A 19,981-nucleotide genomic window follows, 5' to 3' on the forward strand; every position below is an offset into this window, starting at 1 on the left:
GATATCAGGCAGCCAGTTTGAATACGCGCACTGTAGACAAAAGCATCCTTGCGTATTCCACCAGGTTGGTGGTTTGGGCCGATTGTTCGTCGAGTTGCAAACTGGTTTGCTGATTGGTTTTCTTGATCTGTATCGCTCTGTCCAGCAGTTCCTGGCTGGCCTTGGCCTGGCCGTGGGATTTGATGGCAATTTGCTGTACTGATTCCACCAGTTCTGTTGTGGCATTTTGAGTCGCCTGCATTTGCAAACCTGCCTGCTCTGCCAGACGGCTACCTTCCACCACTTGGGCAATCGCCGAGTTCATGGTGTTGACCGTATCTGAAGTTTCCAACTGGATGTTATTGACCAGGCCAGAAATTTGCAGCGTCGCCTGGCGCGCATTTTCTGCCAGCCTTTGCACCTCATCTGCAACCACCGCAAAGCCACGGCCTGCTTCACCTGCTGATGCAGCATGCATACTCGCATTCAGCGCAAGAATGTGAGTACGTTCGGCAATCGCATTAATCAGACCGACCACGCCGGAAATTTCTTGTGAACGTTCACCCAGGCGTTTAATCCGTTTTTCTGTTTCACGGATGATGTCGCGAGTACTGTTAATACCGCCCACCGTGCTGTTCACCGTATCCATCGCCAGTTGGGTTGAGCGTATGGCATTGTCAGCAGCACGGTTACAGTTTTGTGCCAGGTCGGCAATATTGCGCATTTCTTCAGAAGCATTCGACAGTGACAAAGTCGTATGCTCCACTTCCAGTCTTTCTTCTGCTGCCGCTGCCATCACATTGTCGGACTGGGCTTTCACTTTCAGCGTCGCCTCGGTCACGTCGGCGGAAATATTACTTACATCACGCAGCACTTTGGCAGTTTCACTGGTCAGCATGTTCAAAGCATCAGATACTGCACCTGTCACGTCGGCAGATACCGGCACTTTCACTGTCAGATCTCTGCTCGCCAGTTGCGCCACCGCCTGCAACAAGACCAGTACAGATTCATTGAGTTTTTCATTTTCATCTTCGATAGATTTGCGGCTGGCTTCACGTTCATCCACCATCTTGTCAAACTGACGCGACAGCTTGCCGATTTCGTCGGGGTGATTACTGCGCGCCCTGACTGTGGCATCACCCTGCGTCAATTTCTGCATGACGCCAATCAGATGCGATACCGGTTTGGTGATACTGCGCGTCATCCAGTAAGCAACACCTGCCGCCAGCAAGATAGAAAGCACGGCCACCACGGCCAGCACATTTTTCGCGCTCACGTAAGTACTGTCGGCTGCGGCACCATCCTTGTTCACCAGTTTGGTCTGGTAGTCGATCAGATTATCCATGGAAGCAAACCATTTTTCCTGATCGGCTTGCAAATTACCCAGCAACCAGTTGGTGGCGTCAGTCTTTTTACCTTCAGTCGCCAGACGCAAAAATTCCCTTTGTGAAGTACCGTATTTGGTACGTGCTTCGGTCGCTATCTGGAAGATGCCTTTTTCTTCTTCGCTGACAATCAGTTTTTCAAAATTGGCGATGTTATCTTCCTGGTTTTGTCTGCGTGACAAAATCAATTGCTGTTCTTTTTCAATCGCAGACTGTTCATTCAAGAGCAGCATATTACGCATGGAACGCGCATTGGCATTGACATTACCCAGCATCTTGTAGGCCAGCACCACCTTAGGATAGCTACCATCCACAATACGGTGGGTACCATCATTGATGCTCTTGAGGTTGGACATCGCCAGCCAGGCCGTTACCGCCAACAGCAGTAAGACCGCTGTAAATCCCAGACTGAGCCGGATACCAATATTCGGAGTACGTAATTTCATTTTGCTCTCCACAAGAAAAACATCAACAAAGACTGCTTGGTCAAATCAACAGAAGGGGGTCAATCGTATTTTGCTTAAGTTCTGCGCTTTCAGTTCTGCACATTGGGTTCTACGCTTTGAAACTTATGCTGATGTGCTACGACTGAGTTTTTCAAAAAAACTTTCATGATTGAAGTCCAGCCAGACCTTGTCATCCTTGACGAAGGCGGCCGTAACATGGGCTTCCAGTGTTGCTGGCAATTGCGGCATTTGTGTAATGGTGCGCAATTCCGTCAACGGCTGCGGATAACTGTCTATCAGCATGCCGACGGCATTTTCTGCCTTGTCCAGTATTAAAAACAATTTCGATGCAGTGACTTCAGACCTGCGGCCACTGAGTACCAAACCCAGGTCAAAGATGGGAACCAGATTGCCGCGCAGATTAATCAGGCCTAGCAAAAAATCTGCCGCGCCGGGCAAGGGAGCAAGCGCCTGTGGCCGTATCACTTCACTCCCCACTTCGGCCCTGATCAGTAAATTCAACGAACCCACGCGATAGCCATAACGCTTTCTTTCGACTAGCGGTGCCACATCGCTCCACAGCAAGTCACCGGGTGGGGTGAAGCGCTCCAGAGCAACGCTGGGTGGCAGCCATTCTTTGGACTGCCCGGCATCACTGGAAGTGATTTGACTCATGACCGCCCCCATGCGTGGGTAAAAAGAGTTTGAGGAATTTGAGGAACTTGAAGAGCTTGAAGTCAGGCAGCGATTTTGAGCTGATCAATAATCTGGTCAGCTGTATATGGCTTGGCGACATAGCCTTTGGCCCCTTGCAACTGCCCCCAGATCTTGTCGGCTTTTTGAGATTTGCTACTGACAAAAACGATGGGTATGTCCTTGGTTGCAGGGTCTTGCGTCAGGCTGCGGCAGGCTTCATAACCATCCATCTCAGGCATGACGATATCGAGGAAAATAATCGAGGGTTTTTCAGCCTTGGCTTTTTCCAAAGTATCCTTGCCACTGGATGCGGTGATCACCACGTAGCCGGCATCAGTCAATATGCTTTTGATGTTGGCCAGTTCAGTAGTGGAATCGTCAACAACGAGTGCTTTTTTCATGCCCATGATGTACTCCCGAGATGTGTAGATGAAACGCCCTGATCCTCAGGGCCAAGGTAAAAATATAAATTGATGGCGTCAGGTTCCTATGGCCAGACCATGCCCTTTGTCCAGACCCAGACTGGTTTCACCACCACTGAGGCTCTTTTCCACCACGGCGCGAAACTTCAGGTGCTCTACAGGTTTGGTCAGGTAACTGCTGCAACCGGACAAAGAGCCACGTATGCGATCGAAGGGAGATGACTTGCTGGTCAGCATGACGACAGGGGTACGCTTGGTTTGTGGGTGGCGACGTATGATCTTGCAAATCTCATAGCCATCTGCACCGGGCATGACGATGTCAAGGAAGATGATGTCGTAAGTTTTTTTCTCCAGCATCTGCAAGGCTTGCTCACCTGTTTCTGCACAGTCGGAAGCGATCTTCATGGAGCGCAATTCAAGGTCGATCTTGATTCTCGCGGTAGGGCTGTCGTCCACGATCAAAGCGCGGTGACCGGTTTGCAAGACCGATGCCGGGAGATGCTTTTGCAGCAGAGGCTGCACAATAGCTGCTTTGTCCATTTCTGCCTTTTGCGCAACTGCTGCACTGACGGGAGATACCGCTGGCAAAACCTTTTCCAGTTCATCTGCCACCTGATCAAGCAAAGCCAGCATCTTGGTCGGGACCAGGGGATGCAGTAAATGATATTTGCCCGGCTGCGCCTGCCCTGCGTTGGAAATGAATACCGTCGCTGGTTCAGGGATATTGCGTGCTGCTATCAGCTCCTGCAAAGCCACTCTGGCCTGGCTATTATCCGGGTCGAGTATGACGATATCCGGATCAGCAGCCTGACCGGCATCGAACAGCGCATAGGAATGCTTGCGTCCACTCGCCATGGTCAAGCTGAGCACGCTGCGCACCAGACGCAATTCATACTCGGACAAGCCAAATACACTAATCAGAATTTTTTTAGAAGCGCAGGGGAGCGCCGAAGAGATGCTGTTCATAAGCGACTTACCTCTTAACGAAAAACCGCTGATGCGGATTACGGTACCTGGCTGCCCTGCCATGATCAGCGAGGGCCCTTTAGTTTTGCGTCCCACACTTTCGGATGGTTTGCCTTTAAACAACGCTGATGCCTTATCTATGAACTATTGCTAATTCATAGAGGGGAACATCAACCACAGTGCCTCATGCGAAGCACCGTTACCCCAATGTAGTTCATGAAATTGCAAGTAACAAGGAAAAAGTTAACATTTTTTTGCTTTTCATTTTTTCTTGCCTGAAGTGCAAAAATTAGCACGGATGGCAGATTTTCGCATATTTGCTCAGCACATCAACAATGCCGTACTCAAGGCATTCAACGATCACTGCATGGCCTATGGATACTTCCAGTATGTCAGGTATGTTCAGGAATTTGGCCAGGTTATCCAGGTTCAAGTCATGGCCCGCATTGACACCCAGACCGGCATCCTGGGCGCGTTTGGCCGCTGCCATAAAGCCCTGGAAAATCTCTTCGCCCTTTGCAGTGCCAAAATGCTCGGCATATGGCTCGGTATATAACTCGACACGGTCTGCGCCCAGTTCTTTGGCCAGATGCATATCCTGATTGTCGTAATCAATAAACAAACTGCTGCGTATGCCCAAGGACTTGAGTTCCGCCAGCACAGGCCGTAAAAAGTCTGCATCCTTGCGCAAGTCCCAGCCATGGTCGGAAGTCAGTTGATCCGGCGCATCCGGCACCAGCGTGCATTGCGCAGGCTTGTTGCGCTTCACGACTTCCAGGAAATCTGGCGCGGGATAACCTTCCACATTCAATTCCACACTACGCGCCTGACAAAGTGCTCCCAAAGTTTCCACATCAGAATACCGCGCATGCCTTTGATCCTGACGTGGATGCAGGGTTATGCCACGCGCGCCCAAATCCAGGCAACGGGCCGCAAAGCCCTGTACATCAGGATAATTACGGCCACGCGAATTGCGCAGCAAGGCGATTTTGTTGATGTTGATGGAGAGTGCTGTCATGGGGATTCCAAAGTCGGGGCAAGGTAATGAAAAATCATCGTTACAGATTTTTCTTGTTCAAGTATTCATGATGGACTTGCTTGCAAGTTTGTACAAGTAACACAGCGAGGTGATTTGTTGGTGTATCTGTTTTTAGCTTAAAAAATTGGATGCATTTTTTTTGGATGACAATAAAAATACTGTTTTTTTACTCCCTCCCCTTGAAGGGGAAGGAATATGAGAATCTTTGAAGATTTCATCGTAAAAAAGCCAGCACAACAGTGCTGGCTTTACTGTGCAAACTCCAGATATGCTTACTGCTGGAAAGCCAGCAACTGCGCGCCTTCCGTCACCTGATCACCAATTGCATACAAGACTTCATCAATCACACCATCATGCGGTGCAGAGATCGTGTGCTCCATCTTCATGGCTTCCATGATCAGCAGGGCATCGCCCTTCTTCACTTCCTGCGCCTTGTTGACGAGTACGGCAACGATCTTGCCTGGCATGGGTGCAGTCAGGCGGCCAGTCTCGGCCTCAGCTTCACCGGCATGCGCCAGCGCGTCGATGTAATGCAGGTCAGTGTGTTTGCCCTGGCTGAAGACGTGGAAACGCTCACCATCGCGCACCACGGTAGCAGCCACGGTCTGGTCTGCGATCTTGATGACGATATCACTTTCATGCGCCAGTGCCAGTCTGACTTGCGCTGTTGCTGCACCTGCCTGCACTTGCCAGCCATCGGCCAGGTAAGTCACCTGCACATCATGCGTCTGTTCTTCTTCCGTGAATTGCAGGCTACGTTGCATGAGGCTGTTCATGCGCCAGCCGTGGCTGGATTGCCATGGGTCATTACTGCCACTTGCAGATTTTTCTGAATTCAGCAAGGACACTACAGCCAGTGCCAGCGTTGTCAGATTCGCCGCTACCGGTATCGGGAACAGTTCTGCCTGATTGCGTTCTATCAGGCCAGTATCCAGGTCAGCGCCAGAAAAAGCCGTGCTGGTGACCAGGCGCGACAGGAAAGCGATATTGCTGTTCAGGCCGACGATCTGGTATTGCGCCAAGGCCTGTGCCATGCGGGCCAGTGCTTCTTTCCTGTCCTTGCCCCAGACTATCATCTTGGCAATCATGGGGTCATAGAAAGGCGAAATCGTATCGCCTTCGCGCACGCCACTGTCGATACGGAAAGCCGCTGGATCTGCCGCGCCACCGAGTTCAAAATTTACGGCAACAGGGGTGCGCGCATGACGCAAAGTACCTATCGATGGCAGGAAACCTTTTTCAGGGTTTTCTGCATACACGCGCGCTTCTATGGCATGCCCATGGATCTGCAATTCATCTTGTTGCAGCGGTAGTTTTTCACCGGCGGCAACGCGCAATTGCCATTCAACCAGGTCAGTACCGGTGATCATTTCTGTCACCGGATGTTCAACTTGCAGGCGAGTATTCATTTCCATGAAATAGAAAGAACCATCCTGGTTGGCGATGAATTCCACCGTGCCAGCACCGACATAGCCAACTGCTTTTGCCGCAGCCACGGCAGCATCACCCATGGCGGCGCGGCGTTCTGCTGTCATGCCGGGTGCTGGTGCTTCTTCCAAAACTTTTTGATGGCGGCGCTGTACCGAACAATCACGTTCAAACAGGTAAACGCAATTACCATGGGTATCAGCGAACACCTGTATTTCTATATGACGTGGTCTTTGCAGATATTTTTCTGCCAGCACTTTGTCGTCACCAAAAGAGTTGATGGCTTCGCGTTTGCAGGAGGCCAGCGCATCCTTGAAATCAGCAGATTTTTCAATAACGCGCATGCCCTTGCCACCACCGCCAGCACTGGCTTTGAGCAAGACCGGGTAACCGATACGGTCAGCCTCGGTATGCAAGAAATCAGCATCCTGGTTATCGCCATGATAGCCAGGCACCAGCGGCACATTGGCTTTTTCCATCAGGGATTTCGCCGCAGATTTACTGCCCATGGCTTCAATTGCCGAGGCTGGCGGGCCGATGAAGGCGATGCCATTCTTGGCACAGGCTTCAGCAAATTCACTGTTTTCTGACAGGAAGCCATAGCCCGGATGTATCGCCTGTGCGCCAGTCGCCAGTGCGACTTGTATGATCTTGTCGGCGCGCAGATAACTTTCCTTGGCTGCAGCAGGGCCTATCAATACCGCCTCATCGCAAACCGCGACATGCTTGGCATTGGCATCGGCTTCGGAATACACAGCGACAGTCTTGATGCCCATGCGGCGTGCGGTAGCAGCAACACGGCAAGCAATTTCGCCACGGTTGGCGATAAGGATTTTGGTAAACATGTCTCTAACCTTTTGGGTGGATGTATCAGTTGCGATAATTTTTCTTTAATCAGTCACCAAAAAAATGCTAAATAAAAACATGCATTTCTCTGTGTCTCCATCTTTTCTCTGTGGCCTCTGTGCTGAAGATGTATGGTTTTAATCAACCACAACTACCAGCTTTAGCCTCGACCTTGCCCCTAGTTTTCAAGCCCAGTTTATCCAGCAAGACGCGATCATCCTGCGCTTCAGGATTAGCCGTAGTCAGCAATTTATCACCGTAGAAAATCGAATTTGCGCCAGCCAGGAAACACATGGCTTGCACTGCCTCACCCATCTGGCGGCGACCAGCAGAAAGGCGAACACGCGCCTTGGGCATGGTGATGCGGGCAACGGCTATCGTGCGCACAAATTCCAGCGGATCAAGTGGGTCGAGGCCATGCAAAGGCGTGCCCTCTACCTGCACCAGGTGATTGACAGGCACCGATTCAGGATAAGGATTCAGGTTCGCCAGTTGTGCGATCAGGCCAGCGCGTTGGCGGCGGGATTCACCCATGCCGACGATGCCACCGCAACAGACTTTCAAACCGGCGCTACGCACATGGCCCAGGGTATCAAGCCTGTCCTGGTAATCGCGGGTAGAAATCACATTGCTGTAAAACTCAGGTGCGGTGTCGAGATTGTGGTTGTAGTAATCCAGGCCTGCGTCTTTCAAACGCTGTGCCTGTTCTTCCTTGAGCATGCCCAGGGTCGCGCAAGTTTCCAGGCCCATGGCCTTGACTTCGCGCACCATGGTTTCTACTTTTTCCATGTCGCGGTCTTTGGGTGAACGCCAGGCAGCACCCATGCAAAAGCGGGTTGCGCCGTTTTCACGCGCGGCTTTGGCGGCGTCCAGCACTTCGCGCACATCCAGCATTTTCTTGGCTTCTACACCCGTGTCATAGCGTGCTGCTTGTGGGCAATAGCCACAATCTTCTTCGCAACCGCCGGTCTTGATGGACAACAGTGTAGCCAGTTCCACATCACCATCCGGGAAGTTGGCGCGATGTGCAGTTTGCGCCCGGAACATCAAGTCATTGAAGGGCAAATCAAACAGGGCCAGTACTTCATCCACGGGCCAGGTATCGGCTTCTATCTTCTTGACCGGTGGCTGGAATTGCATGGCTTGCAAAGTCGTATCAGTAGCTTGCATCTTTGTTTCCTTTTACTTCAATTGACTCAAATCCAGATGCGAGGCGGCGACTTCTGCCTTCTCGTGATCAGGAACATTCAAACGGGGAATATGCCCCAGCATGGGCGCGACTATGCGCTCACGCAGGGCGGTAATATTTTCTTGCGGGTACAACATGTTGGCATCAACGGTATTGGCAACCCAGCCTGCCAGCTTGAGGCCGCGTGCGGTGATGGCTTCAACAGTCAGCAATGCGTGATTGATGCAACCCAGGCGCATGCCAACCACCAGTATCACGGGCAAAGCCAGCGCTTGCGCCATGTCTGCGGTTGTCACTTGCGCATTCAGCGGGACGCAAAAACCGCCTACACCTTCCACGACCACGGCATCTGCCTGCTCACGCAATTGCTGGTAGCTATTGACGATATGCGGCAGTTCTATCTTCACATGCTCCAGCTCAGCCACGATATGCGGCGCTGCCGGTGTCTGCATCAGATAAGGGCATACCAGGGCCAGCTCTGCCTTGACGCTGGCAGCGGCGACCAGCATGTCCACATCTTCATTATGCAAGACGCCATCACGCATTTCTGCACCGGCGGCTATTGGCTTCATGCCCACAGCCCGCAAACCTTGTGTCTGTATCGCATGCAGCATGGCAGCACTGACCAGGGTCTTGCCTATCTCGGTATCAGTGCCGGTCACGAAAAAATCATGCTGCCGCTTTTGCATCAGGCCACCTCGGCAAAACACTGGGCCACATAACTCATCTGATCCAGACGGTTAATGGCCTGCACCAGTTGCAGGACCTGGATCTCAGTATGTGCGGCAGACAGGGTCACGCGCAGGCGTGCCGTACCAACAGGCACGGTAGGCGGGCGTATCGCACCTACCCACAAACCCTGGTCCATAAGATTGCCAGCAACCCTCAGCATGGCAGCATTGTTACCAATGAGTACGGGTTGTATCGCCGTGTCCGATGGCATGCCCTGCCAGACTTGCAGATGCAGGCCATCGCTGAACAGGCCTATCAGTTTCTGTAAATGTGCACGTCTTTGCTGGCCCTCTTCGCCTGCAATGATATCTATGCTGGTCAGCAGTGCATGCGCCAGCGCCGGTGCGGCAGCAGTCGTATAGATATAAGCGCGGGCACGTTGCACCAGCCATTCAATGACGGTCGCATCGGCAGCGACAAAGGCACCACCGACACCGGCGGCCTTGCCCAGCGTCCCCATGTACACCAGGTTGGGTGACTTGATCTGCAAATGTTCGAGCACGCCACGGCCATGCTGGCCCAGCACGCCAAAGCCATGGGCATCATCGACGATGAGCCAGGCATCATAACGCTCGCAAATTGCCAGCAGTGCACCAAGTTCAGCGATATTGCCATCCATACTGAAGACGCTATCAGTAACGACTACCCTGTGCTTGGTCTTGCATTGTTGCAGCATGCGTTCCAGCGCCGTGTAATCGCGGTGCGGGAATACCTGCACAGTGGCACGCGAAAGGCGTGCACCATCAATCAGGGATGCATGGTTCAGGGCTTCAGAAAATACTGTCGTGTCTTTATTGATGGCCAGCGCGGTGATGACAGCCAGATTGGCCATATAGCCTGTGCAAAAATACAGCGCGCGGGCATTGTCTATATGCGGCGAGACAAACTCGGCCAGGCGTTCTTCCAGCACCGCATGAGCACGGCTGTGGCCGCTGATGAGGTGCGAGGCACCACTACCTACGCCGTATAGGGCTACGCCTTCCTGCATGGCTTCTGCCAGTTTAGGATGGGCTGCCATGCCGAGGTAATCATTGCTGCAAAATGCCAGCAAGTCACGGCCATCGACTTTCATATTTGGTGCTGACGGGGTTTCTACCGTGCGCCTCTGGCGCAATAAATGTTTTTGATCCAGCACGGCCAACTCTTGCTGCAAACCCTGTATCAGGGATTTGCGCTGGGTGGCTATGCGTATGCCGGGATTATTCTTGCTGAAATCGTTCATGCCATTACCTCTTCAAATACCAGTCTGGTTTTATGTGCCAGCAAGCTCATTTCATCCTGCTCAAGGATGTAGGGCGGCATCATATAGACTGTACGGCCTATGGGCCGCATTAATAATTCCTGTTTCAGTGCCGCAGCAAAAAAGCGACGTGAAAATGTCGCCGCGCGTTCTGCATCATCGATCACCGCATCAAAGGCGAGGATCATGCCCTGCTGGCGGAAATGGCGCACGCGTACATCATTTTTCAAATCGGCAAAAGCAGTGTTCAAGAATTCTGCCTTGATACGGTTCTTTTGCAAGACCTTGTCATCTTCAAATATAGCCAGTGTCGCCAGCGCTGCACGACATGCCAGCGGGTTACCGGTGTAGGAATGCGAATGCAGGAAGCCGCGTCTTACATCGGCATCATAAAATGCCTGGTAGACAGCATTAGTCGTCATTACCAGTGACAGCGGCAAATAACCACCACTAATACCTTTCGACAGGCATAAAAAATCTGGCCAGATATTCGCAGATTCACAGGCAAAGAAAGTGCCGGTGCGGCCACAGCCTACGGCGATTTCATCGGCAATCAAATGTACCTGATACTGGTCGCATAGCTCACGCAAGCGCTTCAGGTAGACTGGATCATGCATGGCCATGCCGGTGGCGCATTGCACCAGTGGTTCTATGATGACGGCAGCAATTTTTCCTGCACGTTCCTGCAATTTCACTTCCAGTGCAGCGGCTGCACGCAAGGCCACATCGCCGGCAGTTTCGCCAGCTTCTGCCAGGCGCGCATCCGGTGAAGCGACGACGTGGGCACGCTGCAACATCGGGCCATAGGCTTCACGGAACAGGCTGACATCGGTTACTGCCAGTGCGCCCACGGTTTCACCATGGTAGCTGCCCTGTATGCAAATAAATTCTTGTTTTTCAGTCTGGCCACCATTGCGCCAGGCATGGAAACTCATCTTCAGGGCGATCTCGACTGCTGACGCACCATCAGACGCATAAAAGCAATGACCAAGAGCATGATTAGTCAGGGCCGCCAGTTTTTCTGATAATTCGACCACAGGCGCATGAGTAAAACCGGCCAGCATCGCGTGTTCCAGTTTGTCGAGCTGGTCTTTCAATTCTGCATTGATACGTGGATTGGCATGACCAAACAGATTGACCCACCAGGAACTGATGGCATCAAGATAGCGTTTGCCTTCCATATCAAAAAGCCATGCACCGCGGCCATGGCTGACGGGTATCAGCGGCACGGTTTCATGATGCTGCATCTGGGTACACGGGTGCCATACATGCTGCAGGCTGCGTGCTACCCAGTCATTTTCTTGATTCAAATTCATTCCAGACAAATTTTACGATTGAAGCTCAGTGCATACCAGACTCAAGCCACGGACTGCGTGGACTTGATGAGCTTCAAATGATTTTCTATATGCATGACATGGGCCTGGGCAAATTCTGCCTTGCTCAAACTACCATAAGCAAAATGTGGTTTGATTTCACCCGCATGGTTTTCAAATTTTTGTAATGCCGCAATCAACATATCTATACCGGCACTCACATCACCGCTCTCAGCAATGACAGGTGCACCTGGTATAGGTTCAGTCAGATTATGTGTCATCGCACCAGCCACAGAAAAAGCATAAAAGGCCGCACTACCTGCCGTGTGCTGAAAGGCTGCGGATTTCATTTCCGGGTAACCCGTCATCGAATACTCTATGCTCTGCGCCAGGTGCGCAAAGACTTTATAGGGCTGCCAGCCGGATAGGCTGGCCAGTTTATCCAATTTCAGATTGACAAGTTTTGCCTGCATATCTGCGATTGTAGTGATGACTACTGTGGACTTGCGGTAAGCCACAGCGCCCGTTGCGGCCAGCAAAGATACGCCCAGGCCTGTCAATACCAGTCTACGCTTTGTCATCTTTGCCAACTCCTTTCCACTCTATTCTAGCTACTTGCTTAACAATTACTCTTTAAGCTGGATTCAACTCAACCAATTCGGCTTACGCTTTTCCAGGAAGGACCGCACCCCTTCACGGCCTTCATCAGATGCCCGGATCTGCGCTATGCCTTCTACCGTTGCTGCTATCAGTGCTGGCGTCAATTCGCGGCTGGCCACATCCTGCACCAGACGCTTGGCCTGTTTCACCGCATTCGGGCTGTTGCTGCTCAGCGCCTTGACGATCTCGGCCACTTTGGCATCCAGTGCCTCCGCAGCCACCACTTCATGGACAAAGCCCGTGCGCTGCGCTTCTGCTGCGCTGAAACGCTCGGCAGTAATGAAATAACGGCGCGCCGCGCTTTCACCCATGGCCTTGATGACATACGGCGAAATAGTCGCCGGTATCAGGCCCAGCTTGACTTCACTGAGACAGAAATTGGCTGTATCCACACTGACGGCAATATCACAAGCCGCTACCAGACCCATGCCACCGGCATAGCAATCACCTTGCACTTTGGCAACAACCGGCTTGCTGCAGCTATAGATGGCATGCAGCATTTCTGCCAGTTGGCCAGCATCCGCGAGGTTTTCCTCATGGGTGTAGTCAGCCATCTTTTTCATCCAGTTCAGGTCTGCTCCAGCACAAAAAGCAGGACCATTCGCGGCCAGCACAATAGCACGAATGCTGTCATTCGTATCCAAATCGCGGAAAACCTGGGTGATCTCAGCTATGGTTGTTTCATTAAAGGCATTGCGTACATCGGGGCGATTTAATGTCACAGTTGCCACGAAATCTTGAAAGCTCAGCTCGATATTTTCCATTTTAATAATTCCACATAATTCGTATTTTGATCTTACTTTGCTTTGGGGAAGCCATTCGCATCAAGAAACTCGCTGACCACCGGCTCCCAAATCTTGCTGCCTCCAGTAAACAGCGTATGACCATCTTTGCCAAATGCTGGCAGCAACTTGAATTCTGCCCTGCCACCTGCTTTTACAAAAGCCGCATGCCACTCCTGAGAATATCTGGGAGCAAAGTATTGATCGTTTTCTGTATATATCCACAGCATGGGTGCTTTGCTGCCAGCGCCAAATTCAGCATACATTTTTTCCATCTTATAGGGCTGACAAGGCTCGCCGGGACGGTCGGCCGGGTTACCGCCAGAACCGCCAGCAAAATTGATGGCAGCTACCAGGCCAGGTGGATTTTTTGCCGCCACAGCTACCGTGCTATAACCACCTACAGACTGGCCCACGACCAGCACCCGGCTGGCATCGACATAATTTTGTGTTTTCGCATGTTCGAGCACCGCCAGAATTTCTTTGCTGGCCGCATCTGCCATCGGTGCGTAATTCTTGTTATTGCAGCTACCGCTTTCTTCCGGGTCAGGTGTCGTCCCCTTTTCACCATAGCCTATGCGCGTAGGCACAAATACTGCAAAACCACGCTTCACAAAATACCTGGCCTGCGCGGTATACCTGAATCTGGGAGTCGTCGCGCGATTGGTGGCACTGCGACCATGATTCAAGATCAGGATGGGGAAAGGGCCATCACCATCAGGTTTGAACTGCGTGATGACCACTTCACCCTTGATGTCCCGCCCGAAAAGATCCTTGACTGCCACGGTGACAGCCGTCAGCGACTCATGCAACTCCGTTGCCAGCTTGACCGGGCCGGTAGTCGCTTGTTCTTCTGTTTGTGGAGCGCGGGCCTGGGCCGTCAAACTGAACAGGCTCAACAGGACAAGTACCGGCATGCGAAATTGCGAGAGAGGATTTGGCATGATCTGGTCTACATCCTGAATACGCCAAACTTCACGTCTGGTATCGGTGCATTCAAGGCTGCTGACAAGCCCAGGCCCAACACCATGCGGGTATCTGCCGGGTCGATAACACCATCATCCCACAGGCGTGCGGATGCATAGTAAGGATGGCCCTGGTGTTCGTACTGGTCCTTGATAGGTTGTTTGAAAGCCGCTTCTTCTTCGGCGGACCAGCTACCGCCCTTGCCTTCTATGCCGTCACGTTTCACTGTCGCCAATACACTGGCAGCCTGTTCACCACCCATGACGCTGATACGCGCATTTGGCCACATCCACATGAAGCGCGGCGAGTAAGCGCGGCCACACATGCCATAGTTACCGGCACCAAAACTGCCACCGATGATGACAGTGAACTTGGGCACATTTGCTGTCGCCACTGCGGTCACCATCTTGGCACCATTGCGGGCGATGCCTTCGTTTTCATATTTGCGGCCTACCATGAAACCGGTGATGTTTTGCAAGAAGACCAGAGGTATCTTGCGCTGGCAGCACAGTTCTATGAAGTGCGCGCCCTTCAGGGCAGATTCAGAAAACAGGATACCATTGTTGGCAATAATCCCGACTGGCATGCCGTGGATATGTGCGAAACCACAAACCAGGGTAGTGCCATAGCGCGCCTTGAATTCATCGAAGTGGCTGCCATCGACGATGCGGGCGATAACCTCACGCACATCAAAAGGCTTGCGGGTATCAACCGGTATCACGCCATACAATTCAGATGCCGGGAACTTGGGTTCTTCAACTTCTTTCATGACCACGGTTTGTGGCTTCTGACGGTTCAGGTGCGAAACGATGGTGCGCGCCAGTGACAGCGCATGCGTATCATTTTGCGCCAGATGATCTACCACGCCGGAAAGGCGCGTATGCACATCGCCACCACCAAGGTCTTCAGCACTGACGACTTCACCAGTGGCGGCTTTCACCAGCGGTGGGCCACCGAGGAAAATCGTGCCTTGGTTCTTGACGATGATGGACTCATCACTCATCGCTGGTACATAGGCACCGCCAGCAGTACACGAACCCATGACCACCGCGATTTGCGGTATGCCCTTGGCTGACATATTGGCCTGGTTGTAGAAAATGCGCCCAAAGTGATCGCGGTCAGGGAAGACATCATCCTGGTTAGGCAAGTTCGCACCGCCGCTATCAACAAGGTAGATACAAGGCAGATTATTTTGTTCGGCAATCTCTTGCGCACGCAAATGCTTCTTCACGGTCAGGGGGTAATAGGTGCCGCCTTTAACTGTCGCGTCATTACAGACGATGATGCATTCCTGCCCGGCCACGCGGCCTATGCCGGTGATCACACCGGCAGACGGGGCGGCATCGGTCCCGCTTTTTTCTTTATACATGTCGTAGGCAGCGAGTTGTGAAAACTCCAGGAAAGGCGTGCCGGCATCAAGCAGCATTTGTACGCGGTCACGCGGCAAGAGTTTGCCACGCGCCAGATGCTTCTTGCGCGCTTCATCGCCACCGCCAAGTGCAATCTTGGCGATCTTTTCTTTGAGGTCATCCACCACGGCTTGCATGGCCGCTGCATTGGCTTTGAATTCTTCAGAGCGGGGATTGAGTTTGGAATCTAAAGTTGTCATTATCTTTTTCACTTTTCTGGAAAACTGCCATCCACGTAAAACCACTTGCCTTCATACAGTACAAAACGGCTGAGTTCATGTAGCCTGTGTGCCTTGCCACCTATCTTGTAACGGGCAACGAATTCCACCGTCGCCGCATCACCATCTGCTTTGAATTTCTTGACTTCCAGCCCCAGCCATTTGGTTGGATCATCATGCGTGATGCGTTCTTTGGGACAAGTCCTCTCATCCCAGGTGGCACGCAAATACGTTTCATCATTCAGCGTATAGGCGGTGTAGCGCGAACGCATCAATGCTTCTGCCGTTGGTGCAAGGGCAGCACCACTGATGTACTGGCCGCAGCACTGTTCAATATTTTTATTCGAGCCACAGGGGCATGCTTTGCTGCTCATTATTACTTCTTGCTTTCCTTGTTGGCGACGGGTGCTCCGGCGGCCTTCCAGGCAGTAAAACCACCGTCAATATGTGCAACATTTTCCAGGCCCATGTCTTGCACGGTCTTGGTAGTCAATGCACTGCGCCAGCCAGCGGCACAAAATAAAATAAATTCTTTTTTCTCGCCGAAGACAGGTTTGAAATAAGGCGAATCAGGATCCACCCAAAACTCTATCATGCCACGCGGGGCATGATAGGCGCCGGGGACGATACCTTCACGTTCGAGCTCGCGGATATCGCGAACATCAATGAACTGCACATTGGCATCTGCAAGTTTGGCCTGTGCTTCTGCCACGCTATAGGTTTTGATTTCGGCATTGGCTTCGTCGACTAATTGCTTGTAACCTTTTTTCATGCTGTCTCCGTTATTTCAACATCTCTTGAACATCCCCTCCCCCTTCAAGGGGAGGGTTAGGGTGGGGATGGGGTTCGGTCAATTGACGGCAATGAAATTACGTCAGAAACCTATCCCCATCCCAACCTATCCACTGCGCTGCTTTCAAGCAGCTTAGATTACATCGGCGCAAAGCATGCTTTGCGAATTCCCGCCTCCATCCCCTTGAAGGGGAAGGAGAAAAACAGGCTACGCTACGAGGCAGAAATGGTTCCGACTCGTTCTATTTATCCCGCCAGTGCACGTCCAATAAGAATTTTTTGTATATCGGAAGTACCTTCATAAATCTGGCAAACCCGCACATCGCGGTAAATGCGTTCTACCGGGAAGTCGCTGACATAGCCGTAGCCGCCGTGGATTTGTATTGCATCCGAGCAGACTTTTTCTGCCATCTCTGAAGCGAACAGTTTTGCCATTGCCGCTTCTTTCAAGCAGGGCTTGCCAGCATCTTTCATGCTGGCGGCGTGCCAGATGAGCTGGCGGGCGGCTTCTATTTGCGTCGCCATGTCGGCCAGTTTGAATTGCACGGACTGGTGTTCAAAAATAGGTTTGCCAAAACTGGTCCTGTCTTTGGCATAAGCCAGTGCTGCTTCAAATGCTGCGCGTGCCATGCCTACTGATTGTGAGGCTATGCCTATACGGCCACCTTCAAGTCCAGACAGGGCGATCTTGTAACCGGCGCCCTCAATACCTATCAGGTTTTCTGCCGGGATGCGGCAATTCTCGAACAGGATTTGTGCCGTGTCGGACGAATGCTGGCCCATCTTTTGTTCCAGGCTGGCGACGATATAGCCAGGCGTGCTGGTGGGCACCCAGAAGGCGCTGATGCCCTTCTTGCCTGCTTCTTTATCGGTGACCGCCATGACGATGGCGACATCAGCATATTTGCCGCTGGTGATGAATTGCTTGACGCCGTTGATGACGTAATGATCGCCATCGCGTTTTGCGGTCGTGCGCAGTTCAGACGCATCGCTGCCTGCATGTGGTTCTGTCAGGCAAAAAGCACCGAGCATTTCGCCTTGTGCCAGCGGTGTCAGCCATTGTTTTTTTTGCGCGTCATTGGCATACATCATAGCAATGCTGCAGACCGGACAATTGTTGACGGATACCACGGTGGACGTGCCGCCATCACCTGCAGCAATTTCTTCCAGCACCAGGGCCAGCGACAGATAATCCATACCTGCACCGCCAAACTCTTCTGGCACTGCCACGCCATAGGCACCCATTTGCGCCAGTTCCTTTAATTCTTCTGCAGGGAAATGATGTTCCTTGTCCCAGCGAGCTGCATTGGGCACCAGACGGTCCTGGGCAAAGGCGCGCACGGCGTCGCGTATCATTTCGTGTTCTGGTGTCAGTAGCATGATGGTTCTGTTTTCTATTTTGTTAGTGCTGTACTTGCGACGGATTTACCAGCCGTGTTCTGCGCCTGTATATTGCAAATATTTGCCATTGTCGGCAGGCTTCAAAGCAGCCAGGGTCTTACGTATGCCGGCGACGCTGACATCGACGGTGATTTCTGCTGCATCACCACCCATATCGGTCTTAACCCAGCCCGGGTCCATCGCAACACAGATGGCTTTGCTGGTACTCAGCGACACATCTTTCAATACTGAATTCAATGCCGTCTTGCTGGCACGATATAACCAGCCCGCGGGGTTGCTGCGCTCGCCTATCGATGCCATGCTGGAAGAAATCACAGCCAGCTTTCCATGGGCGTTTTCAACCAGAGGCAGCACGATAGGCAATATCCGCATGGCCGACAATACATTAGTATGCATAACGGCATCAAACTGCTGCTGGTCCGGCGCTGTCGGACCCTCGGTTCTTGGGCCGAATACACCAGCGTTCAGGATAGCCACATCGATTTTTTCACCATCAAGACGCTCACCCAGCCCGGTGCAATCACTGAGCCTGGTCACATCCAGTTGCAGCGCCTCGCAGGCTGCTGACTGCAAGCTAGCCAAATCTTCTTCCTTGCGCGCAGTGGCGATGACACGCCAGCCTGCAGCCTTGTATTGCATGGCCAGTTCATGGCCTATACCGCGTGATGCACCGATGATTAAAGCGACTGCCATATTTTCCCAATGTGTGAAAATTTTCAGATCCCCTCCCCTTCAAGGGGGAGGGTTAGGGTGGGGATGGGGTTCGGTCGATCAAACGGAATTTGCGAAAAAAACCCATCCCCATCCCAACCTTCCCCTTGAAGGGGAAGGAGCTAAAACAAGCATCAAACCATCTCAATGGCGAGTGCAGTACCTTCACCACCACCAATACACAAAGAAGCCACACCACGCTTTTTACCCTGCTTTTTCAAAGCACCCATCAGCGTGATGATGATACGCGCACCAGATGCACCAATAGGATGACCCAAAGCACAAGCACCACCATGTACGTTAATCTTGTCATGCGAGATGCCCAGTTCTTTCATTGCCGCCATAGGAACGGTCGCAAAGGCTTCATTGATTTCAAACAGATCAACATCGTCGGTTGTCCAGCCCAGTTTTTTATACAGCTTCTGGATGGCACCCACCGGTGCTGTCGTAAACCAGCCTGGTTCCTGCGCATTGCTGGCATGGCCGAGGATTTTTGCTATCGGTGTCAGGCCGAGTTCCTTGGCCTTGGATTCGCGCATCAAGACCAGTGCTGCAGCACCGTCATTAATGGAAGAAGAAGAGGCAGCGGTGATCGTGCCGTCTTTTTTGAAGGCTGGTTTCAGCGCAGGGATTTTATCTAGCTTGGCTTTCAGCGGACCTTCATCCTTGTCGATGACAACATCACCGCCGCGGCCAGATACGGTCACCGGTGCGATTTCCCATGCGAAAGAACCATCGGCAGTTGCAGCCTGCGCACGCTTGACGGAGGCAATCGCAAATGCATCCTGCTCTTCGCGGCTGAAATTGTATTTGGCAGAACAGTCTTCAGCAAAAGTGCCCATGGAACGGCCTTTGTCATAAGCATCTTCGAGACCGTCAAGCATCATGTGGTCATACATCATGCCGTGACCGATGCGGTAGCCACCACGTGCTTTGGGAATCAGGTAAGGCGCATTGGTCATGGATTCCATGCCGCCGGAAACGATGACTTCATTGCTGCCAGCATTGATGGAATCAAAAGCCATCATGGTGGCTTTCATGGCTGATCCGCACATCTTGGACAAAGTCACGGCACCGGTTGACACTGGCAAACCCGCAGCCAGCAAAGCCTGGCGTGCTGGCGCTTGCCCTTGGCCTGCCATCAGGCAGTTACCGAACAAGACTTCTTCCACCAACTCTGGCTTGACACCGGCGCGTTCAACGGCGGCCTTGATGGCAACTGCACCGAGCTGACTGGCTGTCAGGGAAGAAAAATCACCCTGAAAAGCACCCATGGGGGTACGGGCTGCACCAACGATTACGATAGGATCATTCATCTTGTTCTCCAAAAATAAAAGCAGATTCACTGCCTGACTAATGAG

General features: G+C 52.2%; 19 protein-coding genes and 1 riboswitch. All 19 genes read right to left on the minus strand.

Translation table 11 applies throughout. From position 1 onward, the window contains the following. Positions 1-4: 4 nt before the first annotated feature. Positions 5-1,810 carry a methyl-accepting chemotaxis protein gene (locus tag ACO0LD_RS21380; RefSeq protein ID WP_423010200.1) on the minus strand — a complete coding sequence of 602 codons (1,806 nt, stop codon included), beginning with the start codon at positions 1,808-1,810 and terminating at the stop codon, positions 5-7. 123 nt (positions 1,811-1,933) lie between these two features. Then, on the minus strand, positions 1,934-2,485 hold the full coding sequence (locus ACO0LD_RS21385) for a chemotaxis protein CheW (RefSeq protein ID WP_423010201.1): 552 nt from the start codon (positions 2,483-2,485) through the stop codon (positions 1,934-1,936). A 62-nt stretch (positions 2,486-2,547) separates the two neighbouring features. Beyond that, entirely contained in the window at positions 2,548-2,913 is a 366-nt protein-coding gene (locus ACO0LD_RS21390) for a response regulator (RefSeq protein WP_423010202.1), read from the minus strand. A 72-nt stretch (positions 2,914-2,985) separates the two neighbouring features. Then, the gene (locus ACO0LD_RS21395; RefSeq protein ID WP_423010203.1) at positions 2,986-3,894 is read right to left on the minus strand and encodes a response regulator; all 909 of its coding nucleotides are present in this window, start codon (positions 3,892-3,894) and stop codon (positions 2,986-2,988) included. A gap of 39 nt (positions 3,895-3,933) precedes the next feature. After that, positions 3,934-4,018: riboswitch (cyclic di-GMP riboswitch) on the minus strand. A gap of 165 nt (positions 4,019-4,183) precedes the next feature. Continuing rightward, positions 4,184-4,912, minus strand: coding sequence for a pyridoxine 5'-phosphate synthase (locus ACO0LD_RS21400; RefSeq protein ID WP_423010204.1), 729 nt, complete (start codon positions 4,910-4,912; stop codon positions 4,184-4,186). A gap of 293 nt (positions 4,913-5,205) precedes the next feature. Continuing rightward, a complete protein-coding gene (locus tag ACO0LD_RS21405) occupies positions 5,206-7,206 on the minus strand; it encodes an acetyl/propionyl/methylcrotonyl-CoA carboxylase subunit alpha (RefSeq protein ID WP_423010205.1) in 2,001 nt (666 codons plus the stop codon). Between the two features lie 142 nt (positions 7,207-7,348). Beyond that, entirely contained in the window at positions 7,349-8,377 is a 1,029-nt protein-coding gene (gene bioB / locus ACO0LD_RS21410) for a biotin synthase BioB (RefSeq protein ID WP_423010206.1), read from the minus strand. Positions 8,378-8,389: 12 nt separating this feature from the next. Further along, the gene (bioD, locus tag ACO0LD_RS21415; protein ID WP_423010207.1) at positions 8,390-9,085 is read right to left on the minus strand and encodes a dethiobiotin synthase; all 696 of its coding nucleotides are present in this window, start codon (positions 9,083-9,085) and stop codon (positions 8,390-8,392) included. Then, entirely contained in the window at positions 9,085-10,350 is a 1,266-nt protein-coding gene (gene bioF / locus ACO0LD_RS21420) for an 8-amino-7-oxononanoate synthase (RefSeq protein WP_423010208.1), read from the minus strand. The genes bioD and bioF overlap by 1 nt, the downstream gene beginning before the upstream one ends. Further along, positions 10,347-11,684, minus strand: a complete 1,338-nt coding sequence (bioA, locus tag ACO0LD_RS21425; protein ID WP_423010209.1) for an adenosylmethionine--8-amino-7-oxononanoate transaminase — start codon at positions 11,682-11,684, stop codon at positions 10,347-10,349. Before bioA ends, bioF begins: the two co-directional genes overlap by 4 nt. A gap of 41 nt (positions 11,685-11,725) precedes the next feature. Continuing rightward, positions 11,726-12,262, minus strand: coding sequence for a DUF1569 domain-containing protein (locus ACO0LD_RS21430; RefSeq protein WP_423010210.1), 537 nt, complete (start codon positions 12,260-12,262; stop codon positions 11,726-11,728). Between the two features lie 63 nt (positions 12,263-12,325). Further along, positions 12,326-13,105 (minus strand): enoyl-CoA hydratase/isomerase family protein, encoded by a 780-nt coding sequence (locus ACO0LD_RS21435; protein ID WP_423010211.1) that lies wholly within the window; start codon positions 13,103-13,105, stop codon positions 12,326-12,328. A 32-nt stretch (positions 13,106-13,137) separates the two neighbouring features. Continuing rightward, positions 13,138-14,067 carry an alpha/beta hydrolase family protein gene (locus tag ACO0LD_RS21440; RefSeq protein WP_423010212.1) on the minus strand — a complete coding sequence of 310 codons (930 nt, stop codon included), beginning with the start codon at positions 14,065-14,067 and terminating at the stop codon, positions 13,138-13,140. A gap of 8 nt (positions 14,068-14,075) precedes the next feature. Next, a complete protein-coding gene (locus tag ACO0LD_RS21445; RefSeq protein ID WP_423010213.1) occupies positions 14,076-15,698 on the minus strand; it encodes a carboxyl transferase domain-containing protein in 1,623 nt (540 codons plus the stop codon). An 8-nt stretch (positions 15,699-15,706) separates the two neighbouring features. Then, the gene (locus ACO0LD_RS21450) at positions 15,707-16,090 is read right to left on the minus strand and encodes a YchJ family protein (RefSeq protein WP_423010214.1); all 384 of its coding nucleotides are present in this window, start codon (positions 16,088-16,090) and stop codon (positions 15,707-15,709) included. A gap of 2 nt (positions 16,091-16,092) precedes the next feature. Continuing rightward, positions 16,093-16,488 carry a rhodanese-like domain-containing protein gene (locus ACO0LD_RS21455; protein ID WP_423010215.1) on the minus strand — a complete coding sequence of 132 codons (396 nt, stop codon included), beginning with the start codon at positions 16,486-16,488 and terminating at the stop codon, positions 16,093-16,095. A 266-nt stretch (positions 16,489-16,754) separates the two neighbouring features. Further along, positions 16,755-17,888, minus strand: a complete 1,134-nt coding sequence (locus ACO0LD_RS21460; protein ID WP_423010216.1) for an acyl-CoA dehydrogenase family protein — start codon at positions 17,886-17,888, stop codon at positions 16,755-16,757. Between the two features lie 45 nt (positions 17,889-17,933). Next, positions 17,934-18,602, minus strand: a complete 669-nt coding sequence (locus ACO0LD_RS21465; protein ID WP_423010217.1) for an SDR family oxidoreductase — start codon at positions 18,600-18,602, stop codon at positions 17,934-17,936. 152 nt (positions 18,603-18,754) lie between these two features. After that, positions 18,755-19,936 (minus strand): acetyl-CoA C-acetyltransferase, encoded by a 1,182-nt coding sequence (locus ACO0LD_RS21470; protein WP_423010218.1) that lies wholly within the window; start codon positions 19,934-19,936, stop codon positions 18,755-18,757. Positions 19,937-19,981: the final 45 nt, after the last annotated feature.

This window comes from Undibacterium sp. Ji83W, from assembly GCF_049340385.1.
Taxonomy (GTDB): domain Bacteria; phylum Pseudomonadota; class Gammaproteobacteria; order Burkholderiales; family Burkholderiaceae_D; genus Undibacterium.